The sequence below is a fragment of the Caballeronia temeraria genome (assembly GCF_001544795.2).
Classification (GTDB): domain Bacteria; phylum Pseudomonadota; class Gammaproteobacteria; order Burkholderiales; family Burkholderiaceae; genus Caballeronia; species Caballeronia temeraria.
Window position 1 is genome coordinate 38,468 of sequence record NZ_FCOI02000013.1, and the last position, 15,082, is coordinate 53,549.

The following is a 15,082-nucleotide window of genomic DNA, read 5'->3' on the forward strand; positions in this document are numbered from 1 at the left end:
GTTTTCGACAACTCCGAGCGCTGACCGTCGCGGTCTTCATGGCGGCGTGCGCCGCGCCGATTCAACACGCGCTGGCGCAAAGCGCCGACGCCGGCACCGTCAAGCGCGGCGAATATCTCGCGCGCGCGGGCGACTGCATCGCGTGCCATACGCTGCCCGCGGGCAAGACCTTCGGCGGCGGCCGCCCGATGGACACACCCTTCGGCACGCTCTATACGCCCAACATCTCGTCGGACAAGGAGACGGGGATCGGCAAATGGAGCGCCGACGAGTTCTACGCGATGATGCACACGGGCAAGTCGCGCGACGGCTCGGTGCTCTATCCGGCGATGCCCTATACGTCCTATACAAAAGTCACGCGCGCCGACTCCGACGCAATCTACGCATTCCTGATGTCCACGCCGGCGGTGCATCAGCCGAACCGGCCGCACGAGCTGCGCTTCCCGTTCAATCGGCGCGAACTCCTGTACGGCTGGCGTTCGCTGTTCTTTCGCGAAGGCACGTATCAGCCCGATGCGACGCAATCGGTCGAATGGAACCGTGGTGCATATCTGGTCGAAGGGCTGGGGCATTGCTCGATGTGCCACACCGCAATCAACGCGCTCGGCGGCAACGTGAAGTCGAAGGCGTTCGAGGGCGGGCTGATCCCGATTCAGAACTGGTACGCACCGTCGCTCACGTCGAACAAGGAAGCGGGTCTCGGCGACTGGAGCATGGACGACATCGTCGGCCTGCTGCATGCGGGAGTGTCGAATCGCGGCGCGGTCTATGGACCGATGGCCGAAGTTGTCTACGACAGCCTGCAATATCTGAGCGAAGAGGATGTGCGCGCGATGGCCGTCTATCTGAAGGCGTTGCCTGCGCGTTCCGGCGACAAACCGGAGCCGCCGAGCCAGGCGGCGGTCGAGGCGCGCTCGGATCTCGCGCCGCTCGGCAAGAAGGTCTACGACCAGCATTGCGCCGAATGTCACGCGACGCAAGGCCAGGGCAAGCCGCCCGATTTCCCGCCGCTCGCGAACAACCAGTCGATCGTGATGAACTCGTCCGTGAATCCGATCCGCATGGTGTTGAACGGCGGCTATCCGCCCGGCACGTTCAAGAATCCGAAGCCGTACGGCATGCCGCCGTTCGCGCAGTCGCTCTCGGATGTCGAGGTCGCGGCGGTTGTCACGTATATCCGCTCCGCGTGGGGCAATCACGGCACGCCGGTCTCCGTGAAGGAAGTGAACGAGCTGCGTTCGGCGCCACTTTATTGAGCATCGACATGAACGAAGACCCGAATGAACTCGCGAAGGAAGATGCGAAGCTCGACGAGATCGTGAGGCGCGGCCCGTCCGGTGCGATCGCGCTCGCGGGCATTTCGACCGCGATCGTGATCGGCCTGTGGTTCGTCTTCTACTTCGCCGTGTTCCTGCCGCGCGGCGTGCTCCAGTGATTCGACAAGCTTAATCAAGGCATCGCATATGGCCATCAATCCAAGCTCGCACGACGTCGCCGAACGGGTCGAACGGCGCTGGGCGATCCTCGTGCTCGCGATCGTCGTCGTGCTGGTGGGCATGGTCGTCTATACCGGCTTGCATTGGGCGATGATGCCGCCCTCGCGCGTCGAGACGATCCGCCCGGAAACGCTGCACGTGTCGGGCGAATTCATCGAAAGCAATCTCGGCAGCGCGCCCGAGACCGATGGCTCCGTGACAGTGCGCATCGTCGCGCAGCAGTATTCGTTCACGCCGCAATGCCTCGTCGTGCCGGCGGGCGTGCCGGTCACGTTCCGCGCGACGAGCTCGGATGTCGTGCACGGCTTTCTGATCACCGACACCAACATCAATTCGATGCTGGAGCCGGGCTACGTCTCGACCTTCAAGACGACCTTCGACAAGCCCGGCGAGCACCTGATGCCTTGCCACGAGTACTGCGGCACCGGGCATCAGAACATGTGGGCGCATGTGAAGGTGGTGGATCGCGCCGAATTCATGCAGATGGCCGACAAGATGCCGGCCAATTCGCGGAGAGTGTCCTGTGTTCAATAGCAAGCGCCTCGTCCTCGCGCATTTCTGGCTGGCTTTCATCGCCTTCGGCGTCGCGCTTCTGCTCGGCGCGTGGCAGATGTTCGTGCGCAGCCCGCTGCATCCGTGGCTGCAGAATCCGGAGCTCTACTATCGCTCGGTGACGGAGCACGGCACGGTGATGGGTTATGCGTTCCCGACGCTCATCGCGATGGGTTTCGGCTATGCGGTCAGCGAACTGGCGCTGAAGCGTCCGCTCGTCGGTCTGCGCTTCGCGTGGCTCGGCTTCTGGCTCGTCGCGATCGGCGCGGTCACGGCGACGGTGCCTGTCGCGATGGGCCTCGCGTCGGTGCTCTACACCTTCTATCCGCCGATGATCGGCAACGTGTTCTATTACGTCGGCGTCGTGTTCGTGGTGGTCGGATCGTGGGTGTGGGTCGCGTTGATGTCGGTGAATCTCGCGTCGTGGAAGCGCGAGAACCGCGGCAAGCCGGTGCCGCTCGCGATGTTCGCGACCGTCGCGGGTGCGTATTTGTGGGGCTGGACGGCGGTCGGCGCAGCGATCGAAGTGCTGTTCATGATCCTGCCTGTCGCGATCGGCTGGAAGACGACGATCGACGCGGGCCTCGCGCGCGTGTTCTTCTCGTGGACGCTGCACGCGATCGTCTACTTCTGGCTGATGCCCGCGTATATCGCGTACTACACGATCATTCCGCGCGCGATCGGCGGCCGTCTCTACAGCGATGCGATGGCGCGCATCTCGTTCATCCTGTTCCTGGTGGTGTCGATGCCCATCGGCATTCATCACTTGTTCGCCGATCCGCAAGTCGGCTCGGGCTTCAAATTCATGCATTCGGTGTTCACCGCGCTCGTCGCCGTGCCGACGCTGCTGACGGTGTTCACGATCAGCGCATCGGTGGAGATCGCGGCGCGGCTGCGTGGCGGACGCGGCCCGCTCGGATGGATCAAGGTGTTGCCGTGGGACAACCCGATGATGCTCGCCGTCGCGTTTTCGTTCGTGATGCTGGGCTTCGGCGGCGCGGGCGGGCTCATCAACATGAGCTATCAGCTCGACTCGACGGTGCACAACACGCAGTGGGTAACGGGGCATTTTCATCTGATCTTCGGCGGCGCGATCGTCATCATGTACTTCGTGATCGCCTACGATCTGTGGCCGCATCTGACGGGCCGTGCGCTGCAAAGCGTGAAGCTGATGCGCTGGCAGTTGTGGCTGTGGTTCATCGGCATGATCGTACTGACGTTCCCGTGGCATTTCGTGGGCATTCTGGGAATGCCGCGGCGCATGGCCTTCTACGACTACAACGATCCGGCGATTGCCGCGCAGGCGTTATCCGTGGTGATTTCGGTACTGGGCGGGCTGATTCTGGTCGTGTCGGCGGTGCTGTTTTTCATCGTGCTGATCAAGGGACATCGTGCGCCGCAGGTGCAGCCGGAAGCGTTCCGGTTCAGCCGCGCGGTGCATGAGCCGCGCACGATTCCGGTGGCGTTGAACAGCTTCGCGCTGTGGATCGTGCTGATGATCGGGCTGACGCTCGTCAACTACGGCTATCCGATTGCGCAACTGCTCGCGCGATCGGACACGGCGGTGCCTGCGGTGCCGATCGGAGCGCAGCGATGAGCGACGAACGCCTCTTCACATTCCGCAATCGCTGGTTCACGGTCAGCGTGTTGGGGACGATCGTCATCGCGGTGGTATCGGCGTTGATTGGTTTCGTGTGGCTGCCATCGGTGCATCGCGATGCGCAGTTCGCGGGCATCTGGAATGCGATCTGCAGCGCGGCGGGCGTGCCGCGGGAGTGGTATGCGGGAGGCGCGACTGTTGAGCCGAAGGAGAAGCTGACGAGCGTGGAGATGACGCCGCAACTGCTCGACAAGGTGAGTGCGAATTCGATCGGGCGCGGCGCGACGCTGGCGTTGCGGTGCACGATGTGTCATGGCGAGCGCGGTATGAGCGAGGCCAATTCGCCGAATCTCGCGGGGCAATATGCGTCGGTGATCTACAAGCAGCTGATCGATTTTCAGAAGGGCGCGCGGAACAATGCGGTGATGTCGCCGATGGCGATGAACCTGAGCGATCAGGATATGCGGGATCTCGCAGCGTATTACTCGAATTTGCCGCGGCCGCCGGCGCAGCGGAAGGTGAGTGATTCACTCGCGCCGCCGATTGTGGCGCATGGTGCGCCGATGCGTAATATCGCGCCTTGCGCGGTGTGTCATGGTGGTATCGATAGCAAAGCGGGAAGTCCTTGGCTCGATGGTTTGCCGGGGGCCTATACCAAAGCGCAGTTGGTCGCGTTTGCGAATGGGTCTCGGACCAATGATATCGATGGGGTTATGCGCAATGTTGCGCGTAATATGACTTCCGAGGAGATCGATGCTGCTGCGATGTATTATGCGCGGGAGTTGAATAAGGGGCAGTGAGGGTTTTTTCTGCTCGCGCTTTTTTTTTCTATGGAATCCTGATTTCGCGGCGGTCTATTAGCACTGCCCCTGTGCGGGGCGGCAGTCACTTTCTTTGCTGCTGCAAAGAAAGTAACCAAAGAAAGCAGCTCGATACGCCCGCGGTCACACGTAGTTTGGGTAGTTTTCTCATCCACCGTGGCACTCGCCTAAAGGGTGCCCTCGAAGGACTAACCGGGCTTGGATCGCGCACGGTCTGCCGTCCGAAAACGTCAAGCACACTGGTTCAGCACAAAAGAGTTCCGGCACAGCGCTACGCGCTGCCGCAGGGTATGCGAGGGAAACCAACGTGCGGGAAGCGCGGTGAGATGGAAGCGTCAGCAAAGAAGCACGCGCGGACCCGATTGACCGGTCGGCCGCGAAGCGGGGCCGGAACCTTTTCGTGCTGAACCAGTTTGTTATGCGGCGCGGATCGACAGACCGTGCGCGAGCCAAGCCCGGTTAGTCCTTCGAGGGCACTCTTTAGGCGAGTGCCACCTCGAACGAGAGAACTACCCAAACTACGTGTGACCGCGGGCCTTAAAAGCTGCTTTCTTTGGTTACTTTCTTTGCAGCAGCAAAGAAAGTGACTGCCGCCCCGCACAGGGGCAGTGCTAATAGACCAAAAAGAAATCGGGATCCGGCGAAAAAAAAGCGCTTGAGCCAACAGGGGCATGATTGCCGTAGAAGAACCCTTTCTGTATCGTGGCCCGAAGAATGCTGAAAAATGAATCAGCAAGCCAAGGAAAGCGAACTGAAAATGGACCCTCAACAAGTAGCAATAAAAACCGATGTATTGATCATAGGCGCAGGCCCGGTAGGGCTATTCGCCGCTTTCGAAGCCGGCGTGATCGGCCTCACGTGTCAGATCGTCGACACGCTCGGCCGCATCGGCGGGCAATGCATCGAGCTGTACCCCGATAAACCCATCTACGACATCCCCGCGATCCCTTCCTGCACTGCGCGCGAGCTCGTCGATCGCCTGCTGGAGCAAATCCGCCCCTTCGATGTGCCGATCCACCTCGATCAGCGCGTGCAGTCCGTCACGCAACGCGACGACGATCATCGCTGGACGGTGACGACCGAAAACGGCATGACCTTCGACTGCGCCGCGATCCTCATCGCCGCGGGGAACGGTGCCTTCGTTCCGCAGCGTCTGCAGTTGCCCGAAGCGGCCGCGCTAGAAGACAAGGACGTGCACTACAGCGTGTCACGCGCGGCGGATTTCGTGGACAAGGAGATCATCGTCGCGGGCGGCGGCGACTCCGCGCTCGACTGGGCGCTGGCGCTGAAGGGCATCGCGAAGAAGCTCACGCTCGTGCATCGGCGAAACGGCTTTTCCGCAGCCGCGAATTCCGTCGCGACGATGAAGCGCGCAGTCGAAGCCGGCGAAATGGCGTTCATCGTCGGCATGATCGAATCGCTCGATGCGCCCGATGGCAAACTGCGCGGCGCGCGCATCAAGCAAGTGGAAGGCTCGACCGATATCGCCGCCGACAAGATCGTCGCGCTCTATGGTCTCGTCTCCGAACTCGGGCCGATCGCGACATGGAATCTCGATGTGCGCGGCGGACGTATCGAAGTGGATACGTCGAACTATGAATCGTCGCGGCCGGGCATTTTCGCGGTCGGCGATATCGCCAACTATCCAAACAAGCAGAAGCTCATCCTGTCGGGCTTTCATGAAGCCTCGCTCGCGCTGCGCAAGGCGTATTCATACGCGTATCCCGAGAAAAAACGCGTGCATGTGCATTCGAGCTACGACGCCAGGCTCGCCGAACGCGTGAACGCCGCGCATACGGCAGACAGCGCGTGATCGTGCGCATCGTCGCGTGGCTGCTGCTGGCGTCGCTGATCGGCGCGGCGATTCTCGGCTACGCGGTGTATTCGAAGCGCATCGCGATTCCCGAACAATACGATCCGTTCGCGCCGCTCGACGTGCAAGCGCCGCAAGGTCCGCTCACGCGCTTCAAGCTATGGCGCGCAATGCACGACGCGCCACTCTGCGACGCCGCGCTCGCGCGCTCCGGTCTCGTCTATCGCGAGATGGCCGATGCGACCGGACAGGGCGGTTGCGCACTCAAGGACGTTGTGCGCGTCACGCAAACCGAAGACCTGCGGTTCAGCGCGCCGTTTCTCGCGACATGTCCGCTCGCGCTCGGCCTCGCGTATTTCGAGCATCAGTATCTTCAGCAGGCCGCGCTCGATACCTACGGCGAGCGCGTCGCGCGTATCGAGCATGTCGGCAGTTATGCGTGCCGCAACGTGAATCATCAGCAGGACACGGCACTGAGCCAGCACGCGAGCGCGAACGCCATCGACCTGACGGGTTTCGTGCTCGACGACGGACGCCGCATCACGCTCGCACGATGGGACGACGCAGCGTCGCTCGACGGCCAGTTCCTGCGACGCGTCCACGAAGGCGCATGTCACGCCTTCGATACCACGTTAGGCCCCGGCTACAACGCCTTGCACAAGACGCACCTTCACGTCGACATGGGTCCGTATCGGGTCTGCCGCTGAATCATGCATGCTGATGCGCCGGATTTCGGCACGTCGCTTGATCGTGCGGCTGATCGTTCCACGCCGAGCCGAGAATGATGCTGCAGAAGTTCAGGCGCCTGTAGCTCGGGTCCTTCAGCGCGAGCACATCGGCCTTGACGTTGCCGAAAGTCGATTCGGGCTTTCTGATCGTGCCTTGGGCGAACGCATCGATAATGCCTTCCTTGAAATTCGCCTCACGCGGATGCGCCGCGACCACGAGCCGCCGTTGATCGGCGCTGAACGCGTCGTAGGCGAGGCCGAGCACATCCATTTCCACGCCCGCCGTGACGAGCGCGACAACCGGCTTCTTGTGCTGCGGAATGCCGGGCGTCGTATGCAGCGCGATCGCGTCCCACACCTGTTCGACCTCGTTTTCGCCGATGCCATGCCCGCGCAGAAAATCGCGCGCCGCATTCGCGCCATCGACTTCGAAGCGATCGTGCGGGCTGCTGTATGCCTCGACGAGGCCCATGTCATGGAACATCGCGCCGATATAAAGCAGTTCGGGATCGTACTTCAACTGCTTGCGTTCGCCCGCGAGCGCGCCGAAGAGAAACACGCGGCGCGAGTGATGGTAGAGCAGGTCAGGCTCGGTATCGCGTACGAGTTGCGTGGCTTCGCGCGCCATCCGGCTGTCGGGAATCTTGATGCCTGCGATGATTTCGCTCATGGTCATGGCTCCGTCGATATGGGTCGATGAAAGACGCGATCGCCTGCGCGTTGCTAAAATCGCGCAGCGCGTCCGATGGCTCTTAGTCTCGCCAAATCGCCTGCGCGTCTCAATCGGAACGACGCGTCGAACCCTGCCAGGCGCACGCCGTCTTCTGCCATGCGTGCTCATCACGGACCTTCTTCCCGATGCGGACAGTCGCGATCGCAATCTTCCAGGGCGTGCAGGCGCTCGATGTAGCCGGTCCCGTCGATGTCTTCGCGGAAGCGAACGGCTTTATCGACGCATCGAGCGCGTACGAGATCACGCTCGTCGGTCCGGAGGAGCGCATCGTGCGTGCATCGAACGGCACGCGGCTCGTCGCGGATCTGCCGTTCGATGAAGCGGATCGGCGCTACGGCACCGCGCTCGTCGCGGGCGGCCCGAGTCTTCCCGTCGATGATCCCGATTCCCGCCTCACTGCCTGGCTCACCGATACCGCTTCGCGCTGCGCGCGCTACGGCTCGATCTGCACGGGCGCGTTCGCGCTCGGTCACGCGGGCCTGCTCGACGGCCGCAATGTCACGACGCACTGGCAAAACGCGCCGCGCCTGGCCGAGCGTTTTCCGCGCGCACGCGTCGAGCTGGATCGCATCTATATGCGGGACGGCAATCTCGTGACGTCGGCGGGCGTGACGGCGGGCATCGATGTCGCGCTCGCGCTCGTCGCCGAGGATCACGGCGCGCAGGTCGCGCTCGCGGTCGCGAAGCGCCTCGTCGTGTTCGCGCAGCGGCGCGGCGGGCAGTCGCAATTCAGCCCGTACCTGAGCGCGCCCGCCGACGACACCTCGCCCGTCGCGAAAGTGCAGGCGTATGTGATGGAGCACATCGGCGAACGGTTGTCCGTCGCGCAACTGGCGCGCGTCGCGGGCATGAGCGAGCGCAACTTCGCGCGCGCCTTCGTGCAGCTCGCGCAGATGACGCCGCACGAGTTCGTCGAACGGGCGCGCGTCGATGCGGCCCGGAACGTGCTCGAAAGCAGTGACGCGCCGCTGAAAACCGTCGCGTACGACTGCGGCTTCCGCACGGCGGATCGCATGCGGCTCGTGTTCGCGCGGCGGCTCGGTGTGTCGCCGAACGACTATCGACTGAGCTTTCGCACGCGTTTTAGCGAGTAATCGGCGTGTTCGCGCGCCAACGTGTCACGCAGGGTTCGCTAGAATTCAAGATGAACGCGGCACGTGCGGCAGTGCGCGCGCCGCAGAATCCACCCTCGACATATCGGAACAACGAATGACGAAACAACAGACCGCCATGCAAGATCCCTACGAACGACGCGCGCTGCTGCTGCATCTCGGCGATGTGCTGGAGTCGGTGTTTTGCCTGAGCCAATGCGCCGACGACTACGCGAGCATCGGCGATGCGGTGAAGGGCAACGAAGCGCTCGCGGGCTTCACGCTGCTCGGCTTCATCGACGAGAAAATGACGCCGCGCGATTTCGTTCGCTGCGCTTCGGGCGCGTTTTTCGTCTGGCCGAAAGCGCTGCTCGACGAGACGCTGAATCGCCCGATGCTCGCCAACACGGTCAAGCACGATCTCTTCGCGGAGAACGCGAAAGGCTGGGACGCCTACGTGGACGAGCGGCGCAAGGACGTGCCGTGGTTCGGCGAGGATCTGCCGGAGGTCGCCACGAGCGCAGAACCGGCGCACGAAGCAAAGCCGGCGCCGCAGAAACAGAAGGGCAAGGCGACGTCGCGCTATTCGACGTGGCCGTGGCCCGACAAAGCCGCCGACGCCTGACTTACGGCGTCTTGCCCATGCCGCTCGCGCCCGCGTCGAAGCCGAGTCCGTTAGGCCGATCGGGCGCTGCGCCCTTGCCCGATGACGTCTTGCCCGGCCGCGTCTTCAATGCGTCGCTGGCGTTCGCGGCGGCGGCCGCCGGCGGCGTGACGTTTTTTTCCTGATACGCGGGCGTGCTGTCGTATTCGAGCTTGCTGGGTTTTTGCGGCGCCTGTTGAGCGTTCGCCACGACGGCCAGCGTGCCGCCGAGCAAAATCCCCGTCATGCGTCCGAGTGCGCCGAGTGTGGGTCTCATCTGCTGCCTCCCTTTGTTCTGCACTTTCCCTTTTTCAGCAAGGCGCGGACCCGCCCGCAAGTGGCGGCCGGTCGCATGTTCGTCGATGCGCGCAGCATGCTTGTCCGCGCGCAAGCCTTGCCGCGATGCCCCGCATGCGTCCGGCGCGCGTTGATGACCGTCAAGGGCGCGGCGCACCCTCGCTCGGACAATTCTCGTTTTAACGTGAAAGGGCGAAAAAATGAGAAAAGGTCTCGGGGCAATGGTCATGGCGTTGGCGGCGCTGTTCGCGGGCGCGGCGCAAGCGGCGGGCGATGCATCGTCGAACGATTCGATGGGCGGCATTCACGCAGGCGACATCCTGGTGCGTCTGCGCGCGATCAGCATCCAGCCCGAAGTAACCGCGGGCGGCGCGCTCGGCACGCTCGGCGTCGACGTGAACAACGCGATCGTCCCCGAGCTCGACTTCACCTACATGATTCGCGATCAGATCGGCGTGGAGCTGATCCTCGCGACGTCGCGGCATCAGGTGACGTCGAGCATCGGCGGGCTGGGCGGCGTGGGCGTGCTGCCGCCGACGGTGCTGCTGCAATACCACTTCAATCACGCGGGCCGCGTGCGTCCGTATGTCGGCGCGGGGCTGAACTACACGTACTTCTACAACGACAAGCTCAAGGCGGGCGACACGCCGGTGTCGATCAAGCACAATAGCTTCGGCCCGGCGTTGCAGGCGGGCGTCGACGTTCAGGTGGCGAAGAATCTCTTCGTCAACGCCGATGTGAAGAAGATCTGGATGCGCACGAGCGCGTCGGCGGGCGGGACGGATCTCGGCTCGCTCAAGATCGATCCGTGGGTGATCGGCCTCGGCGTCGGCATGAAGTTCTGATGTGTGTGCGCCGCGCCGCGCTTCGCCTGAAGAATGGCGGAAGATGCCAGTGCTTCTGGCGTGGACGGTGCGGCGGTCGCGGTATCCTTGGCAGCAGGCCCGGCGCAGACTCGCGCCGCTCGCGCATGGGCGAGCGGTGCAAGGCCTGCAACGACTAATAAAACCGCATCGGGGAACTGCAAGCCAATGAGACCTTCCACTTACGCGGGAATCGCGCTGCTCGCGGCGTGTGGCGCCGCCCTCGCACAACAGCCGCTCGCCGTGCCCGGACGCAGCCAGAGCGCGTGGCAGCAATCGATCGATAACGCCGCCTGCTACGGCTACGCCAATCAGACGACCAAGGTGAACATGGCGCGCGAGCCGCAGACGCAGCCGCGCGATGCGCAGGCCCAGCGCGACACGCGCACGCTCACGCCGCCGCGTCCGCTCGAGCCGCCGCTGCCGCAGGGCGCATCGGGCGCGCTCGCGGCTTCGGCGGCGGTGCCTGCATCGGGTGCATCGGCGGCGATTGCCGCGTCGGGCGCATCGGGGGCGATGGGCGTGGCCGCCTTGCCGCATCCCGCATCCGGCGCGATGCCGGGCATGCCGGCCGTGCCCGCATCGATGGCGGCGGGTGCATCGGGCGCATCCGATGCGATCTACGGCGGCGACATGAAGATGCCGCCGCTGCCGCCGCCCGAACCGCCGATGACGCGCTACTGGCGCGCGTACAGCGAATGCATGCAGAACCGCGGCTACTTCACGCGATGAATCCCTGAAGCGCATCCGTCGACATGAACGCCCAGCCGATCCACGAAGGCGGATGCGCATGCGGCGCGGTGCGCGTGCGTGTCGCGGGCGCGCCGAAGGAAGTGAATTTGTGCCATTGCATGACGTGCCGCCGCATTCACGGCGCGCCGTTCGGTGTCTACGCGATTTTTCCGCGTTCGGCGTTTCAGGTGTCGGGCGACACGGTCGCGTGGGAAAGTTCGGCTGCGGGCAAGCGGCATCATTGCCCGGTGTGCGGCTCGCCGGTCTATCTGGCGTTCGACGGCGTCGATGAAATCGAAGTGCCGGCCGGCATTTTCGATGAAACCGGTCTTTATCGGCCGCAGTATGAAATCTGGTGCGAGAGCGCCGAGCCGTGGCACGACGCGCAAGGCCGGCCGCGCTTTCCACGCGGCGCGCCCTGATTCAAACCCTCAGCATTCGACGATCGCCTTCACGACGCCTGCCTTCGGATCGAGCAGCGACGAGAACTGCTCGGGCACATCGCTCAGGTTCAGGCGATGCGTGTTGAGCGCATCGGTCGGCACTTCGCCTTGGCGCATGGCCGCGAGCACGGTTTCGAAGTCCTCGGGCGTCGCGTTGCGGCTCGCGAGCAGCGTCGCTTCGCGCTTGTGGAACTCGGGATCGGCGAACGAAATGCGATCCGGCACGATCGATACCAGCACGTACTTGCCGCCGTGCGCGATGAACTCGAAGCCGCGTTCCATCGCGCGGGAATTGCCGGTGGCGTCGAAGACCACATCGAAGAATTCGCCGTTCGTGAGCGTCGACAGTTCTTCCTTGTCGCGTTCGCCGATCTGCACGGTCGCATCCACCTTCAGTTCGCGCTTGCAGAACGCGAGGCGGTCTTCGCGGGTGTCGAGCGCGGTGACGTTCGCGCCGCGCAGCCGCGAAAACGTGATGGCCGCCATGCCGATCGGACCCGTGCCCACGACCAGCACGCGCTGTCCCGGCTGCACGTCCGCGCGACGCACGGCGTGCGCGCCGATCGCGAGAAATTCGATCATCGCGGCCTGATCGAGCGTGACGCCTTCGGCCTTATGGACGAATTGCGCGGGCAGATTCAGATATTCGGTGAACGCGCCGTCGCGATGCACGCCGAGCACCTGGATGTTCACGCAGCAGTTGGTCTTGCCCTGACGGCACGCGATGCACTTGCCGCACGACAGATACGGCATCACGTAGACGGTGTCGCCGGCTTTCAGGCCGCTCGACGCGTCCGCTTCCTCGATCACGCCCGACAGCTCATGGCCCATCACGCGCGGATACGAGAGATAAGGCTGATTGCCGGTGAAGATGTGCAGATCGGTGCCGCACACGCCGACGCGCTTCACGCGCAGCAGCACTTCGTTGTCGCCCCGTTGCGGCTTCTCGCGTTGTTCGGCTTTCAGGGTTCCGGGCGTTTCGCAGATGACGGTCAGCATGCTGGATGTCTCGATATGTCGTTGGAGTGGGGCGTTCGACAATCTAACGACGCGCGCCGATTTGGTCAAGCCAATTTCAATATCAAAAAAGTGGTAAGGCCAGAATCGCGGCCAGCGGCGCATCCGGTTTCGCCTTATATTTCCACAGAGCGCATCGCTCGGACACGCGAAAAAGGTGGCATGTGCAGCAGCTTCATGAATTCGTCGAACGGCATCCGCGGCTTTTCGTGCTGTCGGGTGCGGGCATCAGCACGGAATCGGGGATTCCGTGTTATCGCGATCGCGAGGGCCAGCGCACGGGCCGCGCGCCCATTCTGCTGAAGGATTTCCTCGGCTCCGATTACGCGCGCCGGCGCTACTGGGCGCGCAGTCTGATCGGCTGGCCGGTCGTGCAGAACGCCCAGCCGAACGCCGCGCATCACGCGTTGCGGGCGCTGGCCGCACGTTCGCGGGTGCATCGGCTCGTCACGCAAAATGTCGACGGCCTGCACACGCGCGCCGGCAATCCCGATGTGATCGAGCTGCACGGCAATATCGGGCGGGTGCGTTGCATCGAATGCGGCGAGCGGCATGCGCGCGCGGCGGTGCAGCGCATGCTGGAAGCGGCGAATCCGGATTTCGCCGGCTATACGGCGCCCGCGGTGCCGGACGGCGATGCGCACATCGAAGATCTCGATTTCGCCTCGTTCGACGTGCCCGGCTGCACGCGCTGCGGCGGCGTGCTCAAGCCCGACGTGGTGTTCTTCGGCGAGAGCGTGCCGCGCGCACTCGTCGACGACGCCGCGCGCTCGCTCGAAGCCGCCGACGCGATGCTCGTCGTCGGCTCGTCGCTGATGGTGTATTCGGGCTATCGCTTTTGCGAGTGGGCGGCGAAGAGCGGCAAGCCGATCGCGGCGATCAATATCGGCAAGACACGCGCCGATGCGCTCCTCGCGCTCAAAGTCGAAGCGCCGTGCTCGGACGCGCTCGAACGCCTGATCGAGCGTCTCGACGCGCGGCCGGTGGCGAACTAGCGCTCAAACCGCCTCGCGCGACAACGCCGCGATGCCTTCGAGCAGGCGCTCGGCATCCGACATGCGCGAAAACAGCGCGGGCGTCACGCGCACGACTTCGCCCGCGTCGGGGCCGGGCCGCGTCACCGTGAACACGCCGAAGCGATCGCGCAACGCCGCGACGATCGCATCGCAGCCTTCTTTCGTCGCGCGCCCGTTCAGGCGGAATGCGGTGATGCCGGCGGTCATCGACGGATCGTCCGGCGTCATGATCTGCACGCCGCGGAGCTCGCGCGCCGGTTTCGCCCACGCGTCGCGCAACGCACGCAAGCGCGCCTCCTTGGCCTTCGCGCCGATGCGCAGATGCACGTCCAGGGCCGAGGGCAGCGTGAACCACGCGGCGAAGTTCGGCGAGCCGGTGTGCACGCGCGCGCGGATATCGTCGGCGGGCCAGGTGCGGTCGCCGAGATACGGATCGATCGACGCGACATGCCCGCGCCGGATATAGATCGCGCCGCAGCCGAGCGGCGCGCCGATCCACTTGTGCAGATTGAGCGCGGCGAACGGCGCGTTCAGGTCGGGCACGTCGAAATCGAGTTGACCCCAGGAATGCGCGGCATCGACGATCACGTCCGCGCCGGCTTCTTTCGCCATCGCCGAAATCTCCGCGACGGGGATCACGAGTCCCGTCGCGAAGCACACGTGCGAAGTGAGCACGAGGCGGGTGCGCGGATGCGCGCGTAACGCTTCGGCATAGGTTTCCAGGACCGTCTCGCGCGTCGCCGGCTCGGGCATCACGATGCGCACCGGCGTGACGCCGCGCCGCTCGCGCAGCCATTCCATCGCGTCCTTGCCGCACGGATAGTCGAGATCGCTGTACAGCACGGTATCGCCCGGCGTGAGGCGGTTGTATCCGCTGATGAGCGCGAGCAGCGCTTCCGTTGCGTTGCGCGTCAGCTCGATTTCCTCGACCGCGCAGCCCATTTCCTTCGCGACGCGCTCGCGCAAGCCCTGATACAGCGACATCAGATGCGGGCGAATGAGGAGCGTCGTCTCGCGATTCACGCGCTCGGTCCAGTAGTGGAACATCGCCTTGACCGGCTCGGTCATCGCGCCCCAGAAGCCGTTCTCCAGATTGATCAGCGCGTCGGACTGACGCCACAGGCCGCGCACCGCGTCCCAGTAGGTTTTGTTCGTGGCGAGAGCGGTCGTGGGCGTCGGCGGAAGCGTCGAGAGTGCGGCTTCGAATTCGGGCGTGCGGTGATCGAGCATGTCGGGC

At 64.1% G+C, this 15,082-nt stretch carries 17 protein-coding genes; 13 read left to right on the forward strand and 4 right to left on the reverse strand.

Features of this window, described 5'->3' with window-relative positions; translation table 11 throughout:
• Positions 1–38: 38 nt before the first annotated feature.
• The 7 genes from AWB76_RS19370 to AWB76_RS19395 all read left to right on the forward strand — a co-directional run bounded on the left by AWB76_RS19370 (position 39) and on the right by AWB76_RS19395 (position 6,989).
• The gene (locus AWB76_RS19370; RefSeq protein WP_096031331.1) at positions 39–1,256 is read left to right on the forward strand and encodes a c-type cytochrome; all 1,218 of its coding nucleotides are present in this window, start codon (positions 39–41) and stop codon (positions 1,254–1,256) included.
• Between the two features lie 8 nt (positions 1,257–1,264).
• Entirely contained in the window at positions 1,265–1,435 is a 171-nt protein-coding gene (locus tag AWB76_RS41640; protein ID WP_096031332.1) for a hypothetical protein, read from the forward strand.
• A 28-nt stretch (positions 1,436–1,463) separates the two neighbouring features.
• Positions 1,464–2,030, forward strand: coding sequence for a cupredoxin domain-containing protein (locus tag AWB76_RS19375; protein WP_061161765.1), 567 nt, complete (start codon positions 1,464–1,466; stop codon positions 2,028–2,030).
• Positions 2,020–3,645 (forward strand): cbb3-type cytochrome c oxidase subunit I, encoded by a 1,626-nt coding sequence (locus AWB76_RS19380; RefSeq protein WP_061161766.1) that lies wholly within the window; start codon positions 2,020–2,022, stop codon positions 3,643–3,645. The genes AWB76_RS19375 and AWB76_RS19380 overlap by 11 nt, the downstream gene beginning before the upstream one ends.
• Positions 3,642–4,448 (forward strand): c-type cytochrome, encoded by an 807-nt coding sequence (locus AWB76_RS19385; RefSeq protein WP_061161767.1) that lies wholly within the window; start codon positions 3,642–3,644, stop codon positions 4,446–4,448. Before AWB76_RS19380 ends, AWB76_RS19385 begins: the two co-directional genes overlap by 4 nt.
• Positions 4,449–5,226: 778 nt before the next feature.
• The gene (locus AWB76_RS19390; RefSeq protein WP_061161928.1) at positions 5,227–6,282 is read left to right on the forward strand and encodes an NAD(P)/FAD-dependent oxidoreductase; all 1,056 of its coding nucleotides are present in this window, start codon (positions 5,227–5,229) and stop codon (positions 6,280–6,282) included.
• Positions 6,279–6,989, forward strand: a complete 711-nt coding sequence (locus tag AWB76_RS19395; protein ID WP_082864472.1) for an extensin-like domain-containing protein — start codon at positions 6,279–6,281, stop codon at positions 6,987–6,989. Before AWB76_RS19390 ends, AWB76_RS19395 begins: the two co-directional genes overlap by 4 nt.
• A 1-nt stretch (position 6,990) precedes the next feature.
• On the opposite strand, the gene AWB76_RS19400 is transcribed toward AWB76_RS19395, so the two are convergent.
• Positions 6,991–7,680 carry an HD domain-containing protein gene (locus tag AWB76_RS19400; protein WP_061161929.1) on the reverse strand — a complete coding sequence of 230 codons (690 nt, stop codon included), beginning with the start codon at positions 7,678–7,680 and terminating at the stop codon, positions 6,991–6,993.
• A 188-nt stretch (positions 7,681–7,868) separates the two neighbouring features.
• Between AWB76_RS19400 and AWB76_RS19405 the strand changes: the two genes are divergently transcribed.
• Together AWB76_RS19405 and AWB76_RS19410 are read left to right on the forward strand one after the other, a co-directional pair.
• A complete protein-coding gene (locus AWB76_RS19405) occupies positions 7,869–8,837 on the forward strand; it encodes a GlxA family transcriptional regulator (RefSeq protein ID WP_061161768.1) in 969 nt (322 codons plus the stop codon).
• Between the two features lie 115 nt (positions 8,838–8,952).
• The gene (locus AWB76_RS19410) at positions 8,953–9,459 is read left to right on the forward strand and encodes a hypothetical protein (protein ID WP_061161769.1); all 507 of its coding nucleotides are present in this window, start codon (positions 8,953–8,955) and stop codon (positions 9,457–9,459) included.
• A gap of 1 nt (position 9,460) precedes the next feature.
• Here AWB76_RS19410 and AWB76_RS41005 read toward each other — a convergent pair whose 3' ends face one another.
• Entirely contained in the window at positions 9,461–9,754 is a 294-nt protein-coding gene (locus AWB76_RS41005; RefSeq protein WP_157696165.1) for a hypothetical protein, read from the reverse strand.
• A gap of 247 nt (positions 9,755–10,001) precedes the next feature.
• On the opposite strand from AWB76_RS41005, the gene AWB76_RS19420 reads away from it, so the two are divergent.
• From AWB76_RS19420 to AWB76_RS19430, 3 genes are all read left to right on the forward strand, one after another.
• Positions 10,002–10,619: an OmpW/AlkL family protein gene (locus AWB76_RS19420; RefSeq protein WP_061161930.1), complete on the forward strand. Its 618-nt coding sequence runs from the start codon at positions 10,002–10,004 to the stop codon at positions 10,617–10,619.
• Positions 10,620–10,805: 186 nt separating this feature from the next.
• Entirely contained in the window at positions 10,806–11,369 is a 564-nt protein-coding gene (locus AWB76_RS19425; RefSeq protein WP_061161771.1) for a hypothetical protein, read from the forward strand.
• Positions 11,370–11,392: 23 nt separating this feature from the next.
• Positions 11,393–11,791 (forward strand): GFA family protein, encoded by a 399-nt coding sequence (locus AWB76_RS19430; RefSeq protein ID WP_061161772.1) that lies wholly within the window; start codon positions 11,393–11,395, stop codon positions 11,789–11,791.
• Positions 11,792–11,800: 9 nt separating this feature from the next.
• Here the strand turns inward: AWB76_RS19430 and AWB76_RS19435 are convergent, their stop codons facing one another.
• On the reverse strand, positions 11,801–12,811 hold the full coding sequence (locus AWB76_RS19435) for a zinc-binding alcohol dehydrogenase family protein (protein ID WP_061161773.1): 1,011 nt from the start codon (positions 12,809–12,811) through the stop codon (positions 11,801–11,803).
• Positions 12,812–12,993: 182 nt separating this feature from the next.
• Here AWB76_RS19435 and AWB76_RS19440 point away from each other — a divergent pair, with 182 nt between their 5' ends.
• Complete coding sequence (locus AWB76_RS19440; protein ID WP_061161774.1) at positions 12,994–13,824, forward strand: NAD-dependent protein deacetylase; 831 nt, start codon at positions 12,994–12,996, stop codon at positions 13,822–13,824.
• 3 nt (positions 13,825–13,827) lie between these two features.
• On the opposite strand, the gene AWB76_RS19445 is transcribed toward AWB76_RS19440, so the two are convergent.
• A complete protein-coding gene (locus tag AWB76_RS19445; RefSeq protein WP_244173404.1) occupies positions 13,828–15,075 on the reverse strand; it encodes an aminotransferase class V-fold PLP-dependent enzyme in 1,248 nt (415 codons plus the stop codon).
• Between the last annotated feature and the right edge of the window lie 7 nt (positions 15,076–15,082).